Consider the following 14314-nt stretch of genomic DNA (forward strand, 5'->3'; position numbering starts at 1 on the left):
GGTGAGAAAAATACTGAGCATGGTTAGCCTCCTATTATGATGGGCAAAGGAGGCGATGACCTGCAATTCACTATCCAGTAATTACCAGCAATGCTTTAGTAATTAAACCAGCAATAATGAGGTCATCGCGCAAGTTAAAACAGCCGTTTTCACAGGATTTACCTTAAAAGGGTAGTGTGTATGCTGTTTGGGTTGGGGCGCGACGATTAATGGTGCATCAGCTAGATTAATAAATGCATTAATGAGTGATGCATTAACCGTAAACGGCTTCGGGACGGATGATCACGTCACCACTCGGGCGACGATCGACCACGTAATCTCTCAGGCGTTCCTGAGCAACTTCTAAATATTGGCCGAGGCGTTCTTTGACAGCGGTGCTGCTGGTGCTGGAGGTAATGCCGAGCTTGGCTTCAGCGATGTCGAACGATCGACCTTCAAATCGAACATGAACCATGGTTTTGTCCTCCTCTCCTCTGTAATATTGGAAGTTGGGAACTTATGCAATTGGAGTCTGTGCAGTGAGAGTCTGTGCAGCTTGGGAATCATCTCTTCGTACAAGTTGAAAAAGCGGTTGATTCATACACAGGATTTGTTCGTGAAACGTCTCCTGTGGAGAAACCTGTGGAGCTTGTTGGAAAAACAAGTGTCTTAGGCCGCTAGACGAGTCTGTAGGCTTTTTCAGTTGGGGTACGAAGAGTTTCCTGTTCCAAAGAGTGCAACTAAACCTGAGGGTATCGTTGCCGTAGTTTTTTCAATTCCTGCTTACTACATTGGCGTTTGTGGATTGCATAATCCGTACCGGAATAACGCGATTGCACGATCGCTTTCTCTACCACATCCCAAACTGGTAAATTAGGCGGCAATTGCGCCACCGTGACCCAATACCAAATGCCATTAATTTTTTGATAGCGATGGTCACGATCGATGGGAATAGTATCAGCGGGAATCGTTGATGCTTGACTGCGAGAGGGTAAGGGTGGACATTTCTCCGCAAGGCAGAGTAACCCCGTTTCAGGATGCACATAGAATTGAGGTTCGTGGAACGCGCAAATTAACCGAGCACGGAACCAGCGTCTCCCTTCTTTCCCGTAGGGCTGACCCTCAATAAACTCTACTTTTTCCGCAACGTAATCTTCAACGTGATCGAGAACATGTCTACCAACCATCGTACTGGCATCTAGGCGATCGTGAAGTTCGCTTTTCACTTGATTCCATGGCTGCCCCACCTTCGATCGTAGCAATCGCTTCAGTGGCCCCAAGTGATCGCTGAGGTATTTCGTTTTCTGGGTGGGTTTGATTAGATAGGGCGTTAAGAGTCCATCATTTGTCGCTTCTTGGGTGAGTCGATCGAGGAACTTCTTGGTACCCGTAATCTTCCGGCTGGGAATCCGCATTCCTCGTCGAGGTCGCTCAATGACAATTTCACTTAAGCGATGTTCACTCATGCTTAAACCTTTACAATTTCAAGGGTTGAGATTCAGGGAGGTTGAGCGTTTTCTCCCTGCGGGTAGTGGATTTGGAATACTGTGACAGCAACGGACATTCGCAAAGTGCAGGACATGGGAATCTCCTTCGATTTTTGAATCGGTTATTTGAATCGATCGTCTTTGAATCGACTGTTATTAAATCGATTTGGTTCAATGATTTGAGAGCCTAAATAGGCTGACATCACCAATGTAGTACACGTAATACAAAGCGTCAAGACTTTTCTAGGATAAATTTCTCAAAAAAACACGCCTCTCTCATCATGCCTCTATTTCAGGCATAATTTCCCGGGTGTAGTATGCTGTCTGGATGAATAGCCGCGATGCTACACTCACCCCAGACGGCCAATTCACCAGTGTATGGCGGCAATGAACGGAGTGTTTGCGGCTTTAAAAGCTCTGTGCTGAGGCTTCTTGAGAATTTTTAGGTGGACTCTTTTTGTAATTCTTCAACGGCTTCCATTACATGCGTTGCATACATCAGCGATGGCCCCCCTCCCATAAAGACTGCAACTCCTAACATCTCCAGAATTTCTTCTTTGGTCGCTCCCGCTTGCAGCGTCGAATGGGTATGGAAGGCAATACAGTCATCGCAGTGAATTGCTACAGAGATGGCTAAGGCAATCAGTTCTTTCGTTTTTGAGTCTAGGGCACCAGCAGCGGAGGATGCTTTACTCAGCGCATAAAAACTCTTCATAACATCCGGGATTGCGGTGGAGAGTTTGCCGGTATAGCTCCGGATGTGCTTCATTTGTTCGGTACAAGAATGCCCAGTGCTCGGTTCGTTTGTAGTCATAGTGAATTCCCCAACGATCGAGTCTTTACCCATTTCATCGTAAGGAGAAACCGAAGACAAAATCCAATGTCCTCAAAGAACTTAACGATCCCATCCTCACAACTTCCTCATCATTACCCAGTAATCTACTGCTATGACTGTCCCTCATCCTACAAGTGAGGTGAAACAATGGGCTGGAGTCCGATCGAGAAGTCCTTCAAAAATTGGTTGGTAGAACCGAATCTACAAGACTATGAGGAAAATCGACACACATTTTCCTGGAGCGCGATCGACGCTGAACTCAAAGGAACCATTGAGGGACTGAATATTGCTGATATTGCCGTCGATCGTCATGCCAAGGGCCAGCGAGCCAATCACATTGCCCTGCGCTTTCTGAGAAAGAACTGGGACGTTCAAGATTTTACTTATCGCGATCTCAACAGACAAACGAATCAATTCGCGAATGTTCTCAAAACGCTAGGAATGGCCAAAGGCGATCGCGTTTTTGTCCTCTCAGGACGCATTCCCGCGCTCTACATTGCAGCCCTGGGCACGTTGAAAAATGGCAGTGTTTTTTGTCCGCTCTTTTCTGCCTTTGGGCCAGAGCCGATTTATCAACGCATGAACCGGGGAGATGCCACCGTCTTAGTGACGACCGCAGCACTCTATCAACAGAAGGTAGCTGCATTGCGCGATCAGTTGCCGAAGTTACAGCACATTCTTTTAGTCGATATCGAAGACCATTTAGAAGCGGGAATTTGGTCGCTTCCCAAGTTGATGCAAGCGGCAGCAGATGATTGTGCGATCGCACCCACTCAGCCAGAAGAGATGGCACTGTTGCACTTCACCAGTGGTACCACCGGAATGCCAAAGGGAGCGATTCACGTTCACAAAGCGGTATATGCCCATTACATGACGGCAAAATATGTGCTCGATTTACACCCTGACGACATCTTTTGGTGTACGGCTGATCCGGGATGGGTCACGGGAACATCTTACGGCATCATTGCACCGCTGACCCACGGCGTGACTAGCATTATTGACGAAGCAGAGTTTGATGCCGATCGTTGGTATCGCATTCTCGAAACGCAAAAAGTAACGGTTTGGTACACCGCTCCAACGGCAATTCGGCGATTGATGCGATTGGACATAGACCCGAAAACGCAATACGATTTGAGCCATCTGCGACTCGTGCATAGTGTGGGAGAACCGCTCAACCCCGAAGCCGTGGTTTGGGGACAGGAAAAGTTAGACTTACCAATTCACGATAACTGGTGGCAAACAGAAACGGGTGGCATCATGATCGCCAACTATGCCACTATGCCCATCCGTCCGGGTTCAATGGGTCGTCCCATTCCTGGGGTAGAAGCCGCGATCGTTCGGCGGCACGAAGACGGCACGATCGAGCAAATTACCCAACCGGGCGTGGATGGAGACTTAGCTCTAAAACCGGATTTCCCCTCGATCTTTCGCGGCTATCTCCATGATGAGAAACGCTACCGCAAATGCTTTGTTGGGGGTTGGTACATTACGGGTGATTTAGCCATGCGAGATCAGGATGGCTACTTCTGGTTTGTGGGACGCGAAGACGACATCATTAAAACCTCCGGACACATGGTGGGGCCTTTTGAGGTTGAAAGCGCTTTGATGGAGCATCCCGCCGTGGCGGAAGCGGGTGTGATTGGCAAACCGAATCCGATGATTGGCGAGTTAGTCAAAGCCTTTGTTGCCCTCAAACCCGGACATGAACCCAGTGAAGCGCTCAGACTAGAACTCCTAGGATTCGCTCGGCAAAGATTAGGCGCAGCCGTTGCGCCAAAGGAGTTGGAATTTCAAGAATCGTTGCCCAAAACTCGCAGCGGCAAAATTATGCGCCGATTACTCAAAGCACGGGAATTAGGTTTACCCGAAGGCGATCTATCGACATTGGAGACGGGCTGATGAAGAAGAAACATGGGACGACACAAGCACCTGCTGCGGTTAATTCTCATCAACACTTGCGCGACCTTCTCTATCAAATGCTACGGATTCGCCGCTTTGAGGACAAGTGTGCAGAACTCTACAGCGACATGAAAATTCGCGGTTTTTTGCATCTCTACAACGGCGAAGAAGCAGTTGCAGTGGGCGTGATGCAAGCCTTGAACCCGGAGGATGCGATCGTGGCAACCTATCGGGAACATGGTCAAGCACTGGCACGCGGAATTCCAATGAACACCATCATGGCGGAGATGTTTGGCAAGCAGGAAGGCTGTTGTCGCGGTCGCGGTGGGTCAATGCATTTATTTGATAAAGAGCATCGCTTCTACGGTGGGAATGCGATCGTTGGGGGTGGTTTGCCGTTAGCTGTCGGACTGGCTTTAGCGGATAAAAAGCTCGATCGAAAACGGCTTACCTGCTGTTTTTTGGGCGATGGTGCAATGGCGGAAGGAGAGTTTCATGAATCGATGAATTTAGCCGCATTGTGGCAGGTTCCTGTCCTGTTCGTTTGCGAAAACAATCAATATGCGATGGGCACTGCACTGAAGTACTCCCACGCTGTCACGAATCTAGTGCAGAAAGCAGCCAGTTATGGCATTGATCACGCGGCAGTGGATGGAATGGATGTTTTAGCCGTTGAGGAAGTTGCTCAAAAAGCAGCAACTGCTATCCGAGAAACTGGAAAACCGTTCTTCTTAGAATGTACCACCTATCGGTTCCGGGCCCATTCGATGTTCGATGCAGAACTCTATCGAGAAAAGGCAGAAGTGGAACAGTGGAAGCAACGCTGTCCAATTGCAACACTAACGCAACAGCTTAAGGAACAGGAAAAAATTAGCGATGCGGATTTAGAAGCAATGGAACAATTAATTCATCAAGAAATCAATCATGCGATCGCGTTTGCAGAAGCCGGAACTTGGGAACCTGTGGAAGAATTAACTCGCTTTGTCTACTCGGAGCCAAGTATCTAGGGGGGCACCATGAACTATGGGATTGATACCAGTACAGATAATTCACCGCTGATGATTCGGACAACCTATCGAGAAGCGGTGCGAGACGCAATTCGAGAGTCAATTCTGAAGGACGATCGCGTGTTCTTGATGGGGGAAGATGTCGGACGCTATGGTGGAGCATTTGGCGTGACAAAAGGGCTGTTACAAGAATTGGGGCCTGACAAGATTATGGATACGCCGCTGTGTGAGTCTGGGTTTACTGGAGCCGGAATTGGCGCAGCACTGGGCGGAATGCGTCCGATCGTCGAAGTGATGACGGTTAACTTTAGCTTACTTGCTGCGGATCAAATTCTCAATACGGCAGCAACCTATCTGCATATGTCCGGTGGTTTGTTTAATATTCCGCTTGTCATTCGCATGGGAACCGGAGGCGGCAAGCAATTAGCAGCACAGCACTCCCATAGTTTAGAAGGGTGGTATGCGCACATTCCTGGAATTAAAGTCCTGACGCCTGCGGTTCTCGAAGATGCCCGTGGAATGCTTTGGAGCGCCCTGGAAGATCCCGATCCAGTGCTGATTTTTGAGAACACTTTGCTCTATAACATGGAAGGCGAACTGCCTGCCACTGCGGGCGCAGTGGATATCGATCGCGCCTGTATTCGTCGAGTCGGTCGGGATGTGACACTCATCAGCTACAGTGCCAGTTTATTTAAAGCCCTCGAAGCCACAGAAACTCTCGCCCAAGAAGGGATCGAAGCAGAAGTGATTGATTTGCGGGTGCTTCGTCCCCTCGATGAGACTACGTTTCTCAACTCTGTTGCTAAAACCCATCGAGCCGTCATTATTGATGAAGGCTGGCGCAGTGGCAGCATCTCCGCCGAAATTAGCGCTCGCATTATGGAAAAAGCATTTTATGACCTAGATGCCCCTGTAGAACGGATCTGTGCGGCTGAAGTACCTATTCCCTATGCCAATCATTTAGAACAAGCTGCACTGCCCCAACCAACCACGATCGTCAATACAGTACGGAGGATGGTGACGAGACATGGCTGAATTTCGGATGCCCAGTTTAGGGGCAGATATGAGAACTGGCACCTTAGTCGCATGGAAAGTCAAACCCGGCGATCATCTCAAACATGGTGACATCATTGCAGATGTGGAAACCGACAAAGGTATCATGGAAATTGAAGTCTTTGAAAACTGCATCGTTGAAGAGCTTCTACTCGCACCGGATACTAAAGTGCCCGTAGGAACGCCAATGGCGAAACTGAAATTAGAAGACGGTGCAGAAAAAGAAACGATCGCGGTCACCGATCGCGAACAACCTAGCCCACCTCCTGCAATCGAAGTTCCGACAATTCCGGTACCGGAACTCCCCCAAGAAGAACGCCTGCGTGTTTCGCCCCTGGCTCGTAAGCTAGCAACTGAATTGGGTGTGGACTTAACCCAAGTGAAAGGTACTGGAGCCGATGGTGCGATTCACCAAATGGATGTGGAAGAAGCTGCAAAAAAACTGCAACCAAAACCAAAGCCAGCAGAAAAAGTAGTCGCTCTACCACCTGAAGCAAAATCGCCGGAAGCAAAACCGACGACCACTGATTTTCAGGCCGGAATGCGACGCGCGATCGCGGCTGCCATGTCCCGCTCCAATCGTGAGATTCCACATTACTATCTAGAAACTCGGATCGACATGAGCCATGCACTGCAATGGTTAGAGACAGAGAATCAGAAGCGATCGATCAAAGAACGTATCTTACCTGTCGTTCTGCTGATCAAAGCAGTCGCAAAGGCATTAACCGACGTTCCAGAATTGAATGGATATTGGATAGATGATCAGCTTCAAGTCCAAGAAGCCATTCACATCGGTTTTGCGATTTCCTTACGGCAAGGGGGTTTAGTCACACCTGCAATCCACCATGCGGATCTCAAAAGCCTTGATGAATTGATGGCAGCCCTGCGCGACTTGATCGAACGAACCAGAGGCGGACATCTGCGCAGTTCAGAACTCTCTGATGCGACAATAACGCTGACGAGCCTGGGAGATATTGGCGTTGAAAAGGTCTACGGTGTGATCTATCCACCCCAAGTTGCGTTAGTCGGTTTCGGCAAAATTGCTGAGCAGCCTTGGGCAGAACGAGGCATGCTCGATGTTCGTCCGGTTCTAACTGCAACGTTGGCAGGGGATCATCGTGCAACCGATGGCATGATTGGTGCAAGATTTTTACAAGCAATCAACACACATCTGCAAGCGGTTGAGAAACTGTAAGAACACAGATTGATAATTGTTTAATAAATGAGTGGTGAAAAAATGGCCATTACTGAAATTCAAATTAAGGAAACCATCTTCAAGCTCTTGAAGAATATTGCTCCGGATTCTTCCCCGGAAGCTTTAGGCCAGGAGGATGATGTTCGAGAAACGCTAGGAATTGATTCCTACGATTTTCTCAATTTTATGATTGGGGTAAATGAGGAATTTGGTGTTGAGATTCCAGAGACCGCTTATGGGAAGTTGATCACGTTAAATGATATGACTCAATACATCTTAGCCCACGCTCAATCATAGTGTATTTAATTTCGTGTGTTTAATTATCGCTCTTTGTATCACAGCTCATTTTCAGGCGCAATTCCAGGGATGGAGTGTGCTGTCTGGTTGAATGGCCTCGATCGACATACCTGCCTACTGAGAAGAATGCGCTAAAATAAACACAATTCCTGTGGATTGTCTTGTGTGGAGTCACAGCTATGACGATCGCCAACTCACCACCCCAACTGTCTCTGCCGGATCACAAGCAGCTACCTGAATCCGATGGAACCTTTGTGAAGAACTTTCAAGAACATCCTCAGAGTTTGTTACTCACCAGTTCCATTCAGCCCGTATTGCAGGCATTGCACCCAGATGGGCAATATGCGATCGGTCAGGATTGCGGGATTTATTGGCGCTTGGTTGACCCACCGGAGCGAGGCGCAGAAGCCCCGGATTGGTTTTATGTGCCCAATGTCGCGCCCTTGCTGGATGGGGAACGGCGACGCTCCTATGTCATGTGGAAGGAAATTATTGCGCCGCTAATCGCGATCCAGTTTGTGTCTGGAGACGGAACCGAAGAACGCGATAGGACTTCCCCCTTTGACAATAACGAAGCGCAAGCGGGTAAGTTTTGGGTCTATGAGCAGGCCATTCGGATTCCGTTCTATGCCATTTATGAGGTCGATCGGGCGTCGGTTGAGGTCTATGAACTGATTGGTAATCGCTATCAACAATTGTCGCCCAACGATCGGGGGCATTATCCGATTCCCAATTTAGGCGTTGAATTAGGCATTTGGCAGGGTGTGTTTTTCAATCAGAATTTGCCTTGGCTGCGGTGGTGGGATAGTGCTGGAAATTTACTTTTGACCGGAGATGAACGAGCAGACCAGGAGCACCAACGGGCAGAGCGCTTAGCAGCTAAACTGCGCGAGCTAGGCGTTGACCCATCAGACGTTTAGCCTGCTGATTTCGTATAAAACAACAGATTTCTTGAAACTTGAAATTCGTCTTAAATCATTTTTGTGGATTACCAAGCATTGTTCTTGCCTAGCAATCCACGGCTTCTATTTAGGAACCTAAACGCACCCGTAACAGTAAATCATTTAATTCCGCTTCTGCGGTGGGTTCATTGGCCAAGTGACTCCGATCGCGGGCACTTTCCAGTTCAGCCAATAATCGCGTAAATTCCTGGTGGTGAAATTCCAAATCGGTAGCGGACAGTTCACCTTTCTCGGTGCCCGTCACTTTCTGAGCAATTAAGTCATCCAAGTAAGCCAACTGAAACTGCTGATTCAGAGTCACCAAATTGGCTTCCACGACTCCCGTTTGCATCAGATGAATTCCCGTGAGCAAGACGCGATAGACATACAGCAAAGGTTTCACCTTCAGCGGATTGCCTTGGCTAAACAGTCGCCATTGGGTTTGGGCAAATCCGAGGTAGTGGTGACTGTGGTGCCGAGTGATGCAATCCGGCGCGATCTCACATAATTCTTCATGCACTGAGGAACTATGGATCACCAACGGCGACAGCAACTGCTCCAACACATAGCCATTGCGCCGCAGCAGCAATCCCATAAATTTTTTCAACTCATGGGTCACAAGATCCAATTCCAAATCGGGCAACTGTTGCGAGACTTCGATCGTTTCTTGGCCTGTATGCAAGCCAACCAGTTCCCGCAAGGGCAACAGATGCACCCCGCGTAGATCGTAGTCAGAATCCGGGGAAGGAAAGCCATAGAGATGGGCACCGCTCACGGTGGCGAACACCAAGGGATAGGGTTGGGAAGCCACGATTTGGGTGAGTTTTTCTTGAACCTCGATCGAGATCATCGTAACCTCCTAGATCAACACCTAATTGCTATGAACTTAAACCCGCGATCGTCGTGCTTGGATGAGAAATGCATTGGCCCGATCGTAGTCTGGCCGTTCGGGTAGCTGGGTTTGGCGAAAGGCCCGATCAAATTCCCCATGCAATTGTAACCGCCATGCATTGACAGCATCCCAGGACATTTGCTGGTATTTAATCGCCAACAATGCCTCCCGGTGATCGGCCACTTGCACCGGAACAAAACCTTCTCGCAGAATCGTAATGCCTGAAAGCAGCAGTCGGATTAAATGCATGGCATGTTTAGGCCGCACCATTCCTTGATTACGTAAGTCCTGTTCCATCTTTTTAAATTGGGACAGAACGTAGCTATTGTAGGTTTGGTAAATCAGTTGCGAAAGAAAGATCGATCGCATTTCCAACAACTCTGCGGCGATCGGGTTACAGGTTTCAACCAGGGGAGAGTATAAACACTCCAATACATTGGGATTAGCTTTGAGGGCGAGAACTAGAAACTTTTGCAATTCCCAATAGCATTCCTCATTCGCTTTGTTTTCCAATTGTTCTGGCACACCATACATGGCCCAGTGCAAATCGGCAGGGGGGAGATAAATTCCCCGGCGATCGACATCAGAAGCCTCATCATCCAAACCGTAGGCGCGGGAACCGATGATACAGCGATAAATCACAAATTGCATCAGGTCGGAGTCAGCAACGCGATCAGTCATGCCTACGGATTGAAATTGTTTGCGAATGCTAAATTCATGGCGTTTCAGATTGATTTCTGCACCGGTGGGTAATTTGATGCGATAGGTATGGTTGCCATCGGTCGGGACTTGGGTGATGACGCCGACTGTCCCCCGGAGGCAATGGTTGGCAATGGCAACTTGGCTAACCACTTGAGTTCCCGCTGGAACAATGAGGGTTACACCTGTCAGGTTTTGGGTCATAGGCGAGTACCTCCGCTGACTGTTTCGTAATTGAGTTAGTAATTGGGTGCGTCATTGGGCTAGTAATCAGGTTGGTCAGGGGGTAGATGGATGCTCTCTAGGACAATATACAGCTGCGATCGACGATTTTCCGTTGAATTTTCCAGCATTTCCAGGCGACCAATCACTTCAACTTGTTTTTGATCGTATTGCTGCGCTTCTTTTTCCGATCGCAGTGATTGTTTTAGCATTGGAGAATTGATTGCAATGTCTGTGCCATCTTGCAGCATGATTTTTGCAGTGATGTAATCACCTTTAAATCCCACAATCCCGGTATTCATGGGATTCGGTTTGCGGCGAGTTGCGATATATTGCCCGATCAGTTTGACCCGTTGCTGTTGATATTGTTCAACTTCAGCACGGGTGTGGATGGTGGGGAGTTGGTCTGGCGTCTGGAGCACGTTGCTAGGGATGCTGGGAGGAGATGGAGGTTGGGGCCGATCGGTCATTTCTGCCGCCGGGGTGGGGAGTGGGGACAGGGTGAGCGCGATCGTGACAAGACTGAGGATCGGGTGGGGCTTGAACATATCAACGAGGGACGGCTGGGCAAGGTTGGACTGATTTCCTTTAGGCTCCACGATCGGGAAGTTATGCACGATCTTTCAGTCCGAGTCTCCGCTTGGGGAACGCATGGTTGCAACCAAGGTTTTGCCTACGTTGCGAGAATTCGGAATTGGTTTTGTTCCCTACTGTCCTCTGGGTCGAGGATTGCTAACAGGACGAGTCAAACGGGCTGAAGCATTTGAAAATGACGACTAACGCTGAGTGAAATCAAGGCTCCCCTTCTTGAAACGTGAAAAAACTAAGATGCCACTCAATTACCAAGGATTCGCAGGTGGCTGGTCATTGATCCATACCCAATAGCGCCTATTATCAATACATTGTGAAGGCGGAATCTCTGCCCAAAAATCCCAACCAGCCCAACCTGCTTCCTGATCGCCATCATGAAACTCTGCCATCCTAAAACCATCTTCTTTCCAAGTTTTTAAGCCTGCCAAGCGACACCGTTCATTGGCGATTTCGAGGGAAGTGAGTTCTGAGCCTTTGACTTTGGGAATAATCACTACTCTTGCACCAGACCAAGAACCCCGTAATGCGCCACCAGGAGTTTTTGTTGTTGGGGGTAGCTCTGAAGGTAAAGGTAGATTGAGTTTCTTAAGGCAGAGAAGTGCGCGAGATTCTTGAATATTAGTATCACCTTGATATGGATCGGTTAATTGATCAGAACCAAATAAAACATAACGCTTTTGACCAGTATCAAAACTTTGTAAAACCCGCCAAGTCATTGCTTTCTGTTCAACAGCTTTCTCAGAAAAACTGACTTGTGCTGGTGACAACGGAGTCACAGTTTTTTCCTGAGAAGCCATTACCGCACCTTTTTGAGCAGGATTAGCTGAATTTCCTTGAGAAGAAGGATAGCTACAAGTAATTACTTGTGTGAACAATAAACAGAATGAAATCAATTGATAAAAACGCATGTAAAAAAACTTTCCTTTCGCTCTTACCTTAAATCAAAAACGTAGAACGTTCGAGCTCAGCTGTCGGGCTTACAGCGCATGCCGTAGCGGGTCAGCTTGAGCGAGGGGTTAGGCGTCACTGAGCGCTTATCGACTGTTGGCGTTGGAGGTCGCGGACTCTGCGCTGCACATGGAGCAGTATTGCCAGATGAATTAGGACAGCCGATGTCACTCCCGCAGCATGGTGCAAGAGCGTGGCAGATTGGGTGTGATGGACGAGCCAAAGGGTGTAGCATCCCAAAGGCAAGAAGAGAAGGAGTGCGGTGCCGAGGCCAGGGTTATACCGGCGAAAAAGTATGGCATGTGCGATGTGAACGAATGCGTTGACCAGAACGAGGTAGACGGCAACCAAGCACCAACCAGGATGTGCTGCACTCGCAGCGTAAAGAGCAGCCGTGATCACCAACCACACACCAGGCACATTTGTGACGAAGACTGCGGTTTTGGATAGCGCGTCGTGTCCCTGGCAGATCGTCTGGTTGAAGAACGTTCTAAACCGATCCTGATCATGTTCCTCGAGTTGATGGATCATGTAGATGGGCAGATGCAGGAACGTTGCTAGCATCAGCATTGACCAGTTCCTTGCTAGAAGCGGAGAAAGCAGCAAAAGAAGTATGGCTGCTAATGCCCCGCCATAGACCCAGAATGAAACAAGGCGGTTGAGCATGAATGTGCCTTGGTTGGGACACCTAACGCAAAGTTTACCTGCTACGAGTTGACTTTGCTGAAACCAGTTTAGCATTGCCAGTCAGGTGCGACGATCGGTCACACTAGGCCAATGATAAAGTCTTTCTAGATTTTTGCCGAAAAACGACTGCCCACGAAACAATCTGAAAAGCCGATCGAACTTTGCATCACACAAATGAGGGAGAAAATGCACGATCGCTCTCAATGACCACTATCGCTGCTTCCGTGGACGGGTTTCTGGGGCAATGAGCCAGTTACTTTTGCTGAAATCTCGATCGATCGAAGGCTGGGAAAATGAACAGATTAATGTCGCGAAAGCCTCGATCGATGAGTCCGCGTCGAATTTATAAAAGCAATGGTGACGAGATCAATAAGGTGTTTATGATAATCACAATTCTGAACCGTGAACTGAAATACTGGAAATACGAAGACTGGGATGGCTCTTTTCTCTCTGTGCAGTCAGTATAACGTTTGGTCCCAAACGCTTTCCCATTCAACGTACATGAAAAAAACGTAATGGGGCATCAAGTGCATGCTATTTATAGATGACGCTCTAGTCGTACGTGCTTAGAGACTTTGGATTCTAGCAGCCTAATTAAAGCTGGGTCCATTCTTTGGTAATGATCTGGGATGTCTAAGCAGACCAATTTTTTGCCCTTCAGCAATGACTTGAACTTCTTCGACACCTGATTACGGTGATACGGTTCCATAACGAAAATAATATCGGCCCACTCAATCAGATCTCCACTGAGCGGCGTCGCCGAATCGCGATTGGTTCCACAGCCAATTGCCTCGATTCCCTTGTACTGACTAAAGACCTCTTCCCCCGTTGGACTTCTCAATTGATTGGCACTACAAACAAAAAGCAGATTCATGTTTTATACACAACCTTTCTAGTCATCATAAAGCTTGTAACAGCGGTGTCCGCAGTCCACTCGACCCCAGCAAACCTGCGGGACACCTACGCCTCAGCCTTTACCAACGCCGCTGTAACACACTCACCCATTCCCCTTCCACACCGGGTACAGGCATGGGTTTTCCCCAATACACCCTGTCTACAAATCCGATCGAATGCAATCGGTTAATGATTGACTCTACCGTTTCCTTAGTACCGAAAAGCTGTAACCGATAGTATGGATGCAACTGTTCGATCGAGTGATCGCCGCGATCGCTAGAACCTGTAAAACACATATTGAGCTTCTCCTTGTAGTGAATCCCATCCCCACTACAATCTTGCTGTCTTCTCCTGCGGGAGAAGGGCCGGGGATGAGGGCGGAAGAAAGCCCAAAAATTTAGAGCCACCCCGTTTGACATCACAAACAAGAGTGGCTCGGTCAGATGTTAAAATCCTCATCAAGCCTCCTTGCTGCTGTTTTCAGCGAGGGGGAATAGCTACCCATAGTTGTTGGCGCAATTGTGGGTAGTGCCCTAAATTTTTAGGATCCCGACGACCCCATGCTTCATGCCATATCGTCAATCGTTAGGCCAATTGAAAGAAGGATGTTCATGGAACCGTCATGGAAGACAACCTTACGAAGAAACCTATCTCCAAGTCAACCGTAATCGGGCAAAAAAATATTAAC

At 48.4% G+C, this 14314-nt stretch carries 17 protein-coding genes; 7 read left to right on the forward strand and 10 right to left on the reverse strand.

Translation table 11 applies throughout. The features are described from left to right. Positions 1-253: 253 nt before the first annotated feature. The 3 genes from H6G21_RS09515 to H6G21_RS25665 all read right to left on the reverse strand — a co-directional run bounded on the left by H6G21_RS09515 (position 254) and on the right by H6G21_RS25665 (position 2235). Positions 254-454: a hypothetical protein gene (locus tag H6G21_RS09515; RefSeq protein ID WP_190573081.1), complete on the reverse strand. Its 201-nt coding sequence runs from the start codon at positions 452-454 to the stop codon at positions 254-256. A gap of 265 nt (positions 455-719) precedes the next feature. Then, positions 720-1445, reverse strand: a complete 726-nt coding sequence (locus tag H6G21_RS09520; RefSeq protein WP_190573083.1) for a hypothetical protein — start codon at positions 1443-1445, stop codon at positions 720-722. A 463-nt stretch (positions 1446-1908) separates the two neighbouring features. Continuing rightward, entirely contained in the window at positions 1909-2235 is a 327-nt protein-coding gene (locus H6G21_RS25665) for a carboxymuconolactone decarboxylase family protein (protein WP_190573237.1), read from the reverse strand. Between the two features lie 213 nt (positions 2236-2448). Here H6G21_RS25665 and acsA point away from each other — a divergent pair, with 213 nt between their 5' ends. From acsA to H6G21_RS09555, 6 genes are all read left to right on the forward strand, one after another. Then, a complete protein-coding gene (acsA, locus tag H6G21_RS09530; RefSeq protein ID WP_190573085.1) occupies positions 2449-4200 on the forward strand; it encodes an acetate--CoA ligase in 1752 nt (583 codons plus the stop codon). Next, the gene (gene pdhA / locus H6G21_RS09535) at positions 4200-5207 is read left to right on the forward strand and encodes a pyruvate dehydrogenase (acetyl-transferring) E1 component subunit alpha (protein ID WP_190573087.1); all 1008 of its coding nucleotides are present in this window, start codon (positions 4200-4202) and stop codon (positions 5205-5207) included. The genes acsA and pdhA overlap by 1 nt, the downstream gene beginning before the upstream one ends. Positions 5208-5216: 9 nt before the next feature. Further along, the gene (locus H6G21_RS09540; protein ID WP_190573089.1) at positions 5217-6242 is read left to right on the forward strand and encodes an alpha-ketoacid dehydrogenase subunit beta; all 1026 of its coding nucleotides are present in this window, start codon (positions 5217-5219) and stop codon (positions 6240-6242) included. Next, the gene (locus tag H6G21_RS09545) at positions 6235-7455 is read left to right on the forward strand and encodes a dihydrolipoamide acetyltransferase family protein (RefSeq protein ID WP_190573091.1); all 1221 of its coding nucleotides are present in this window, start codon (positions 6235-6237) and stop codon (positions 7453-7455) included. The genes H6G21_RS09540 and H6G21_RS09545 overlap by 8 nt, the downstream gene beginning before the upstream one ends. Before the next feature lie 42 nt (positions 7456-7497). Further along, on the forward strand, positions 7498-7752 hold the full coding sequence (locus H6G21_RS09550) for an acyl carrier protein (RefSeq protein ID WP_190573093.1): 255 nt from the start codon (positions 7498-7500) through the stop codon (positions 7750-7752). Positions 7753-7931: 179 nt separating this feature from the next. After that, the gene (locus H6G21_RS09555) at positions 7932-8672 is read left to right on the forward strand and encodes a Uma2 family endonuclease (RefSeq protein ID WP_190573095.1); all 741 of its coding nucleotides are present in this window, start codon (positions 7932-7934) and stop codon (positions 8670-8672) included. Between the two features lie 109 nt (positions 8673-8781). Here H6G21_RS09555 and H6G21_RS09560 read toward each other — a convergent pair whose 3' ends face one another. From H6G21_RS09560 to H6G21_RS09570, 3 genes are read right to left on the reverse strand one after another with little or no spacing between them, the layout of a single operon-like run. Further along, complete coding sequence (locus tag H6G21_RS09560) at positions 8782-9543, reverse strand: nucleotidyltransferase domain-containing protein (protein WP_190573097.1); 762 nt, start codon at positions 9541-9543, stop codon at positions 8782-8784. Positions 9544-9579: 36 nt separating this feature from the next. Further along, complete coding sequence (locus H6G21_RS09565; protein WP_190573099.1) at positions 9580-10488, reverse strand: nucleotidyltransferase domain-containing protein; 909 nt, start codon at positions 10486-10488, stop codon at positions 9580-9582. Positions 10489-10547: 59 nt separating this feature from the next. Beyond that, a complete protein-coding gene (locus H6G21_RS09570) occupies positions 10548-11123 on the reverse strand; it encodes a hypothetical protein (RefSeq protein ID WP_190573101.1) in 576 nt (191 codons plus the stop codon). Between the two features lies 1 nt (position 11124). Here H6G21_RS09570 and H6G21_RS26180 point away from each other — a divergent pair, with 1 nt between their 5' ends. Further along, positions 11125-11286, forward strand: coding sequence for an aldo/keto reductase (locus H6G21_RS26180; RefSeq protein ID WP_347278003.1), 162 nt, complete (start codon positions 11125-11127; stop codon positions 11284-11286). Positions 11287-11345: 59 nt separating this feature from the next. On the opposite strand, the gene H6G21_RS09580 is transcribed toward H6G21_RS26180, so the two are convergent. The 4 genes from H6G21_RS09580 to H6G21_RS09590 form a co-directional block, all read right to left on the reverse strand. Further along, on the reverse strand, positions 11346-12005 hold the full coding sequence (locus tag H6G21_RS09580) for a hypothetical protein (RefSeq protein ID WP_190573106.1): 660 nt from the start codon (positions 12003-12005) through the stop codon (positions 11346-11348). A 115-nt stretch (positions 12006-12120) separates the two neighbouring features. Further along, positions 12121-12711: an HXXEE domain-containing protein gene (locus H6G21_RS09585; protein WP_190573108.1), complete on the reverse strand. Its 591-nt coding sequence runs from the start codon at positions 12709-12711 to the stop codon at positions 12121-12123. Positions 12712-13270: 559 nt separating this feature from the next. Then, complete coding sequence (locus H6G21_RS26185; RefSeq protein WP_347278000.1) at positions 13271-13606, reverse strand: phosphotyrosine protein phosphatase; 336 nt, start codon at positions 13604-13606, stop codon at positions 13271-13273. A 100-nt stretch (positions 13607-13706) separates the two neighbouring features. After that, entirely contained in the window at positions 13707-13922 is a 216-nt protein-coding gene (locus H6G21_RS09590; protein ID WP_190573110.1) for a hypothetical protein, read from the reverse strand. Positions 13923-14314: the final 392 nt, after the last annotated feature.

Source organism: Alkalinema sp. FACHB-956, assembly GCF_014697025.1.
In the GTDB taxonomy this organism is placed as follows: domain Bacteria; phylum Cyanobacteriota; class Cyanobacteriia; order Leptolyngbyales; family Leptolyngbyaceae; genus Alkalinema.

Bases quoted from the DNA above. Each gene is read 5' to 3' on its own strand.
- H6G21_RS09515 (WP_190573081.1), bottom strand. From the start codon at position 454: ATGGTTCATGTTCGATTTGAAGGTCGATCGTTCGACATCGCTGAAGCC.
- H6G21_RS09520 (WP_190573083.1), bottom strand. From the start codon at position 1,445: ATGAGTGAACATCGCTTAAGTGAAATTGTCATTGAGCGACCTCGACGA.
- H6G21_RS25665 (WP_190573237.1), bottom strand. From the start codon at position 2,235: ATGAAGCACATCCGGAGCTATACCGGCAAACTCTCCACCGCAATCCCG.
- acsA (WP_190573085.1), top strand. From the start codon at position 2,449: ATGGGCTGGAGTCCGATCGAGAAGTCCTTCAAAAATTGGTTGGTAGAA.
- pdhA (WP_190573087.1), top strand. From the start codon at position 4,200: ATGAAGAAGAAACATGGGACGACACAAGCACCTGCTGCGGTTAATTCT.
- H6G21_RS09540 (WP_190573089.1), top strand. From the start codon at position 5,217: ATGAACTATGGGATTGATACCAGTACAGATAATTCACCGCTGATGATT.
- H6G21_RS09545 (WP_190573091.1), top strand. From the start codon at position 6,235: ATGGCTGAATTTCGGATGCCCAGTTTAGGGGCAGATATGAGAACTGGC.
- H6G21_RS09550 (WP_190573093.1), top strand. From the start codon at position 7,498: ATGGCCATTACTGAAATTCAAATTAAGGAAACCATCTTCAAGCTCTTG.
- H6G21_RS09555 (WP_190573095.1), top strand. From the start codon at position 7,932: ATGACGATCGCCAACTCACCACCCCAACTGTCTCTGCCGGATCACAAG.
- H6G21_RS09560 (WP_190573097.1), bottom strand. From the start codon at position 9,543: ATGATCTCGATCGAGGTTCAAGAAAAACTCACCCAAATCGTGGCTTCC.
- H6G21_RS09565 (WP_190573099.1), bottom strand. From the start codon at position 10,488: ATGACCCAAAACCTGACAGGTGTAACCCTCATTGTTCCAGCGGGAACT.
- H6G21_RS09580 (WP_190573106.1), bottom strand. From the start codon at position 12,005: ATGCGTTTTTATCAATTGATTTCATTCTGTTTATTGTTCACACAAGTA.
- H6G21_RS09585 (WP_190573108.1), bottom strand. From the start codon at position 12,711: ATGCTCAACCGCCTTGTTTCATTCTGGGTCTATGGCGGGGCATTAGCA.
- H6G21_RS26185 (WP_347278000.1), bottom strand. From the start codon at position 13,606: ATGAATCTGCTTTTTGTTTGTAGTGCCAATCAATTGAGAAGTCCAACG.
- H6G21_RS09590 (WP_190573110.1), bottom strand. From the start codon at position 13,922: ATGTGTTTTACAGGTTCTAGCGATCGCGGCGATCACTCGATCGAACAG.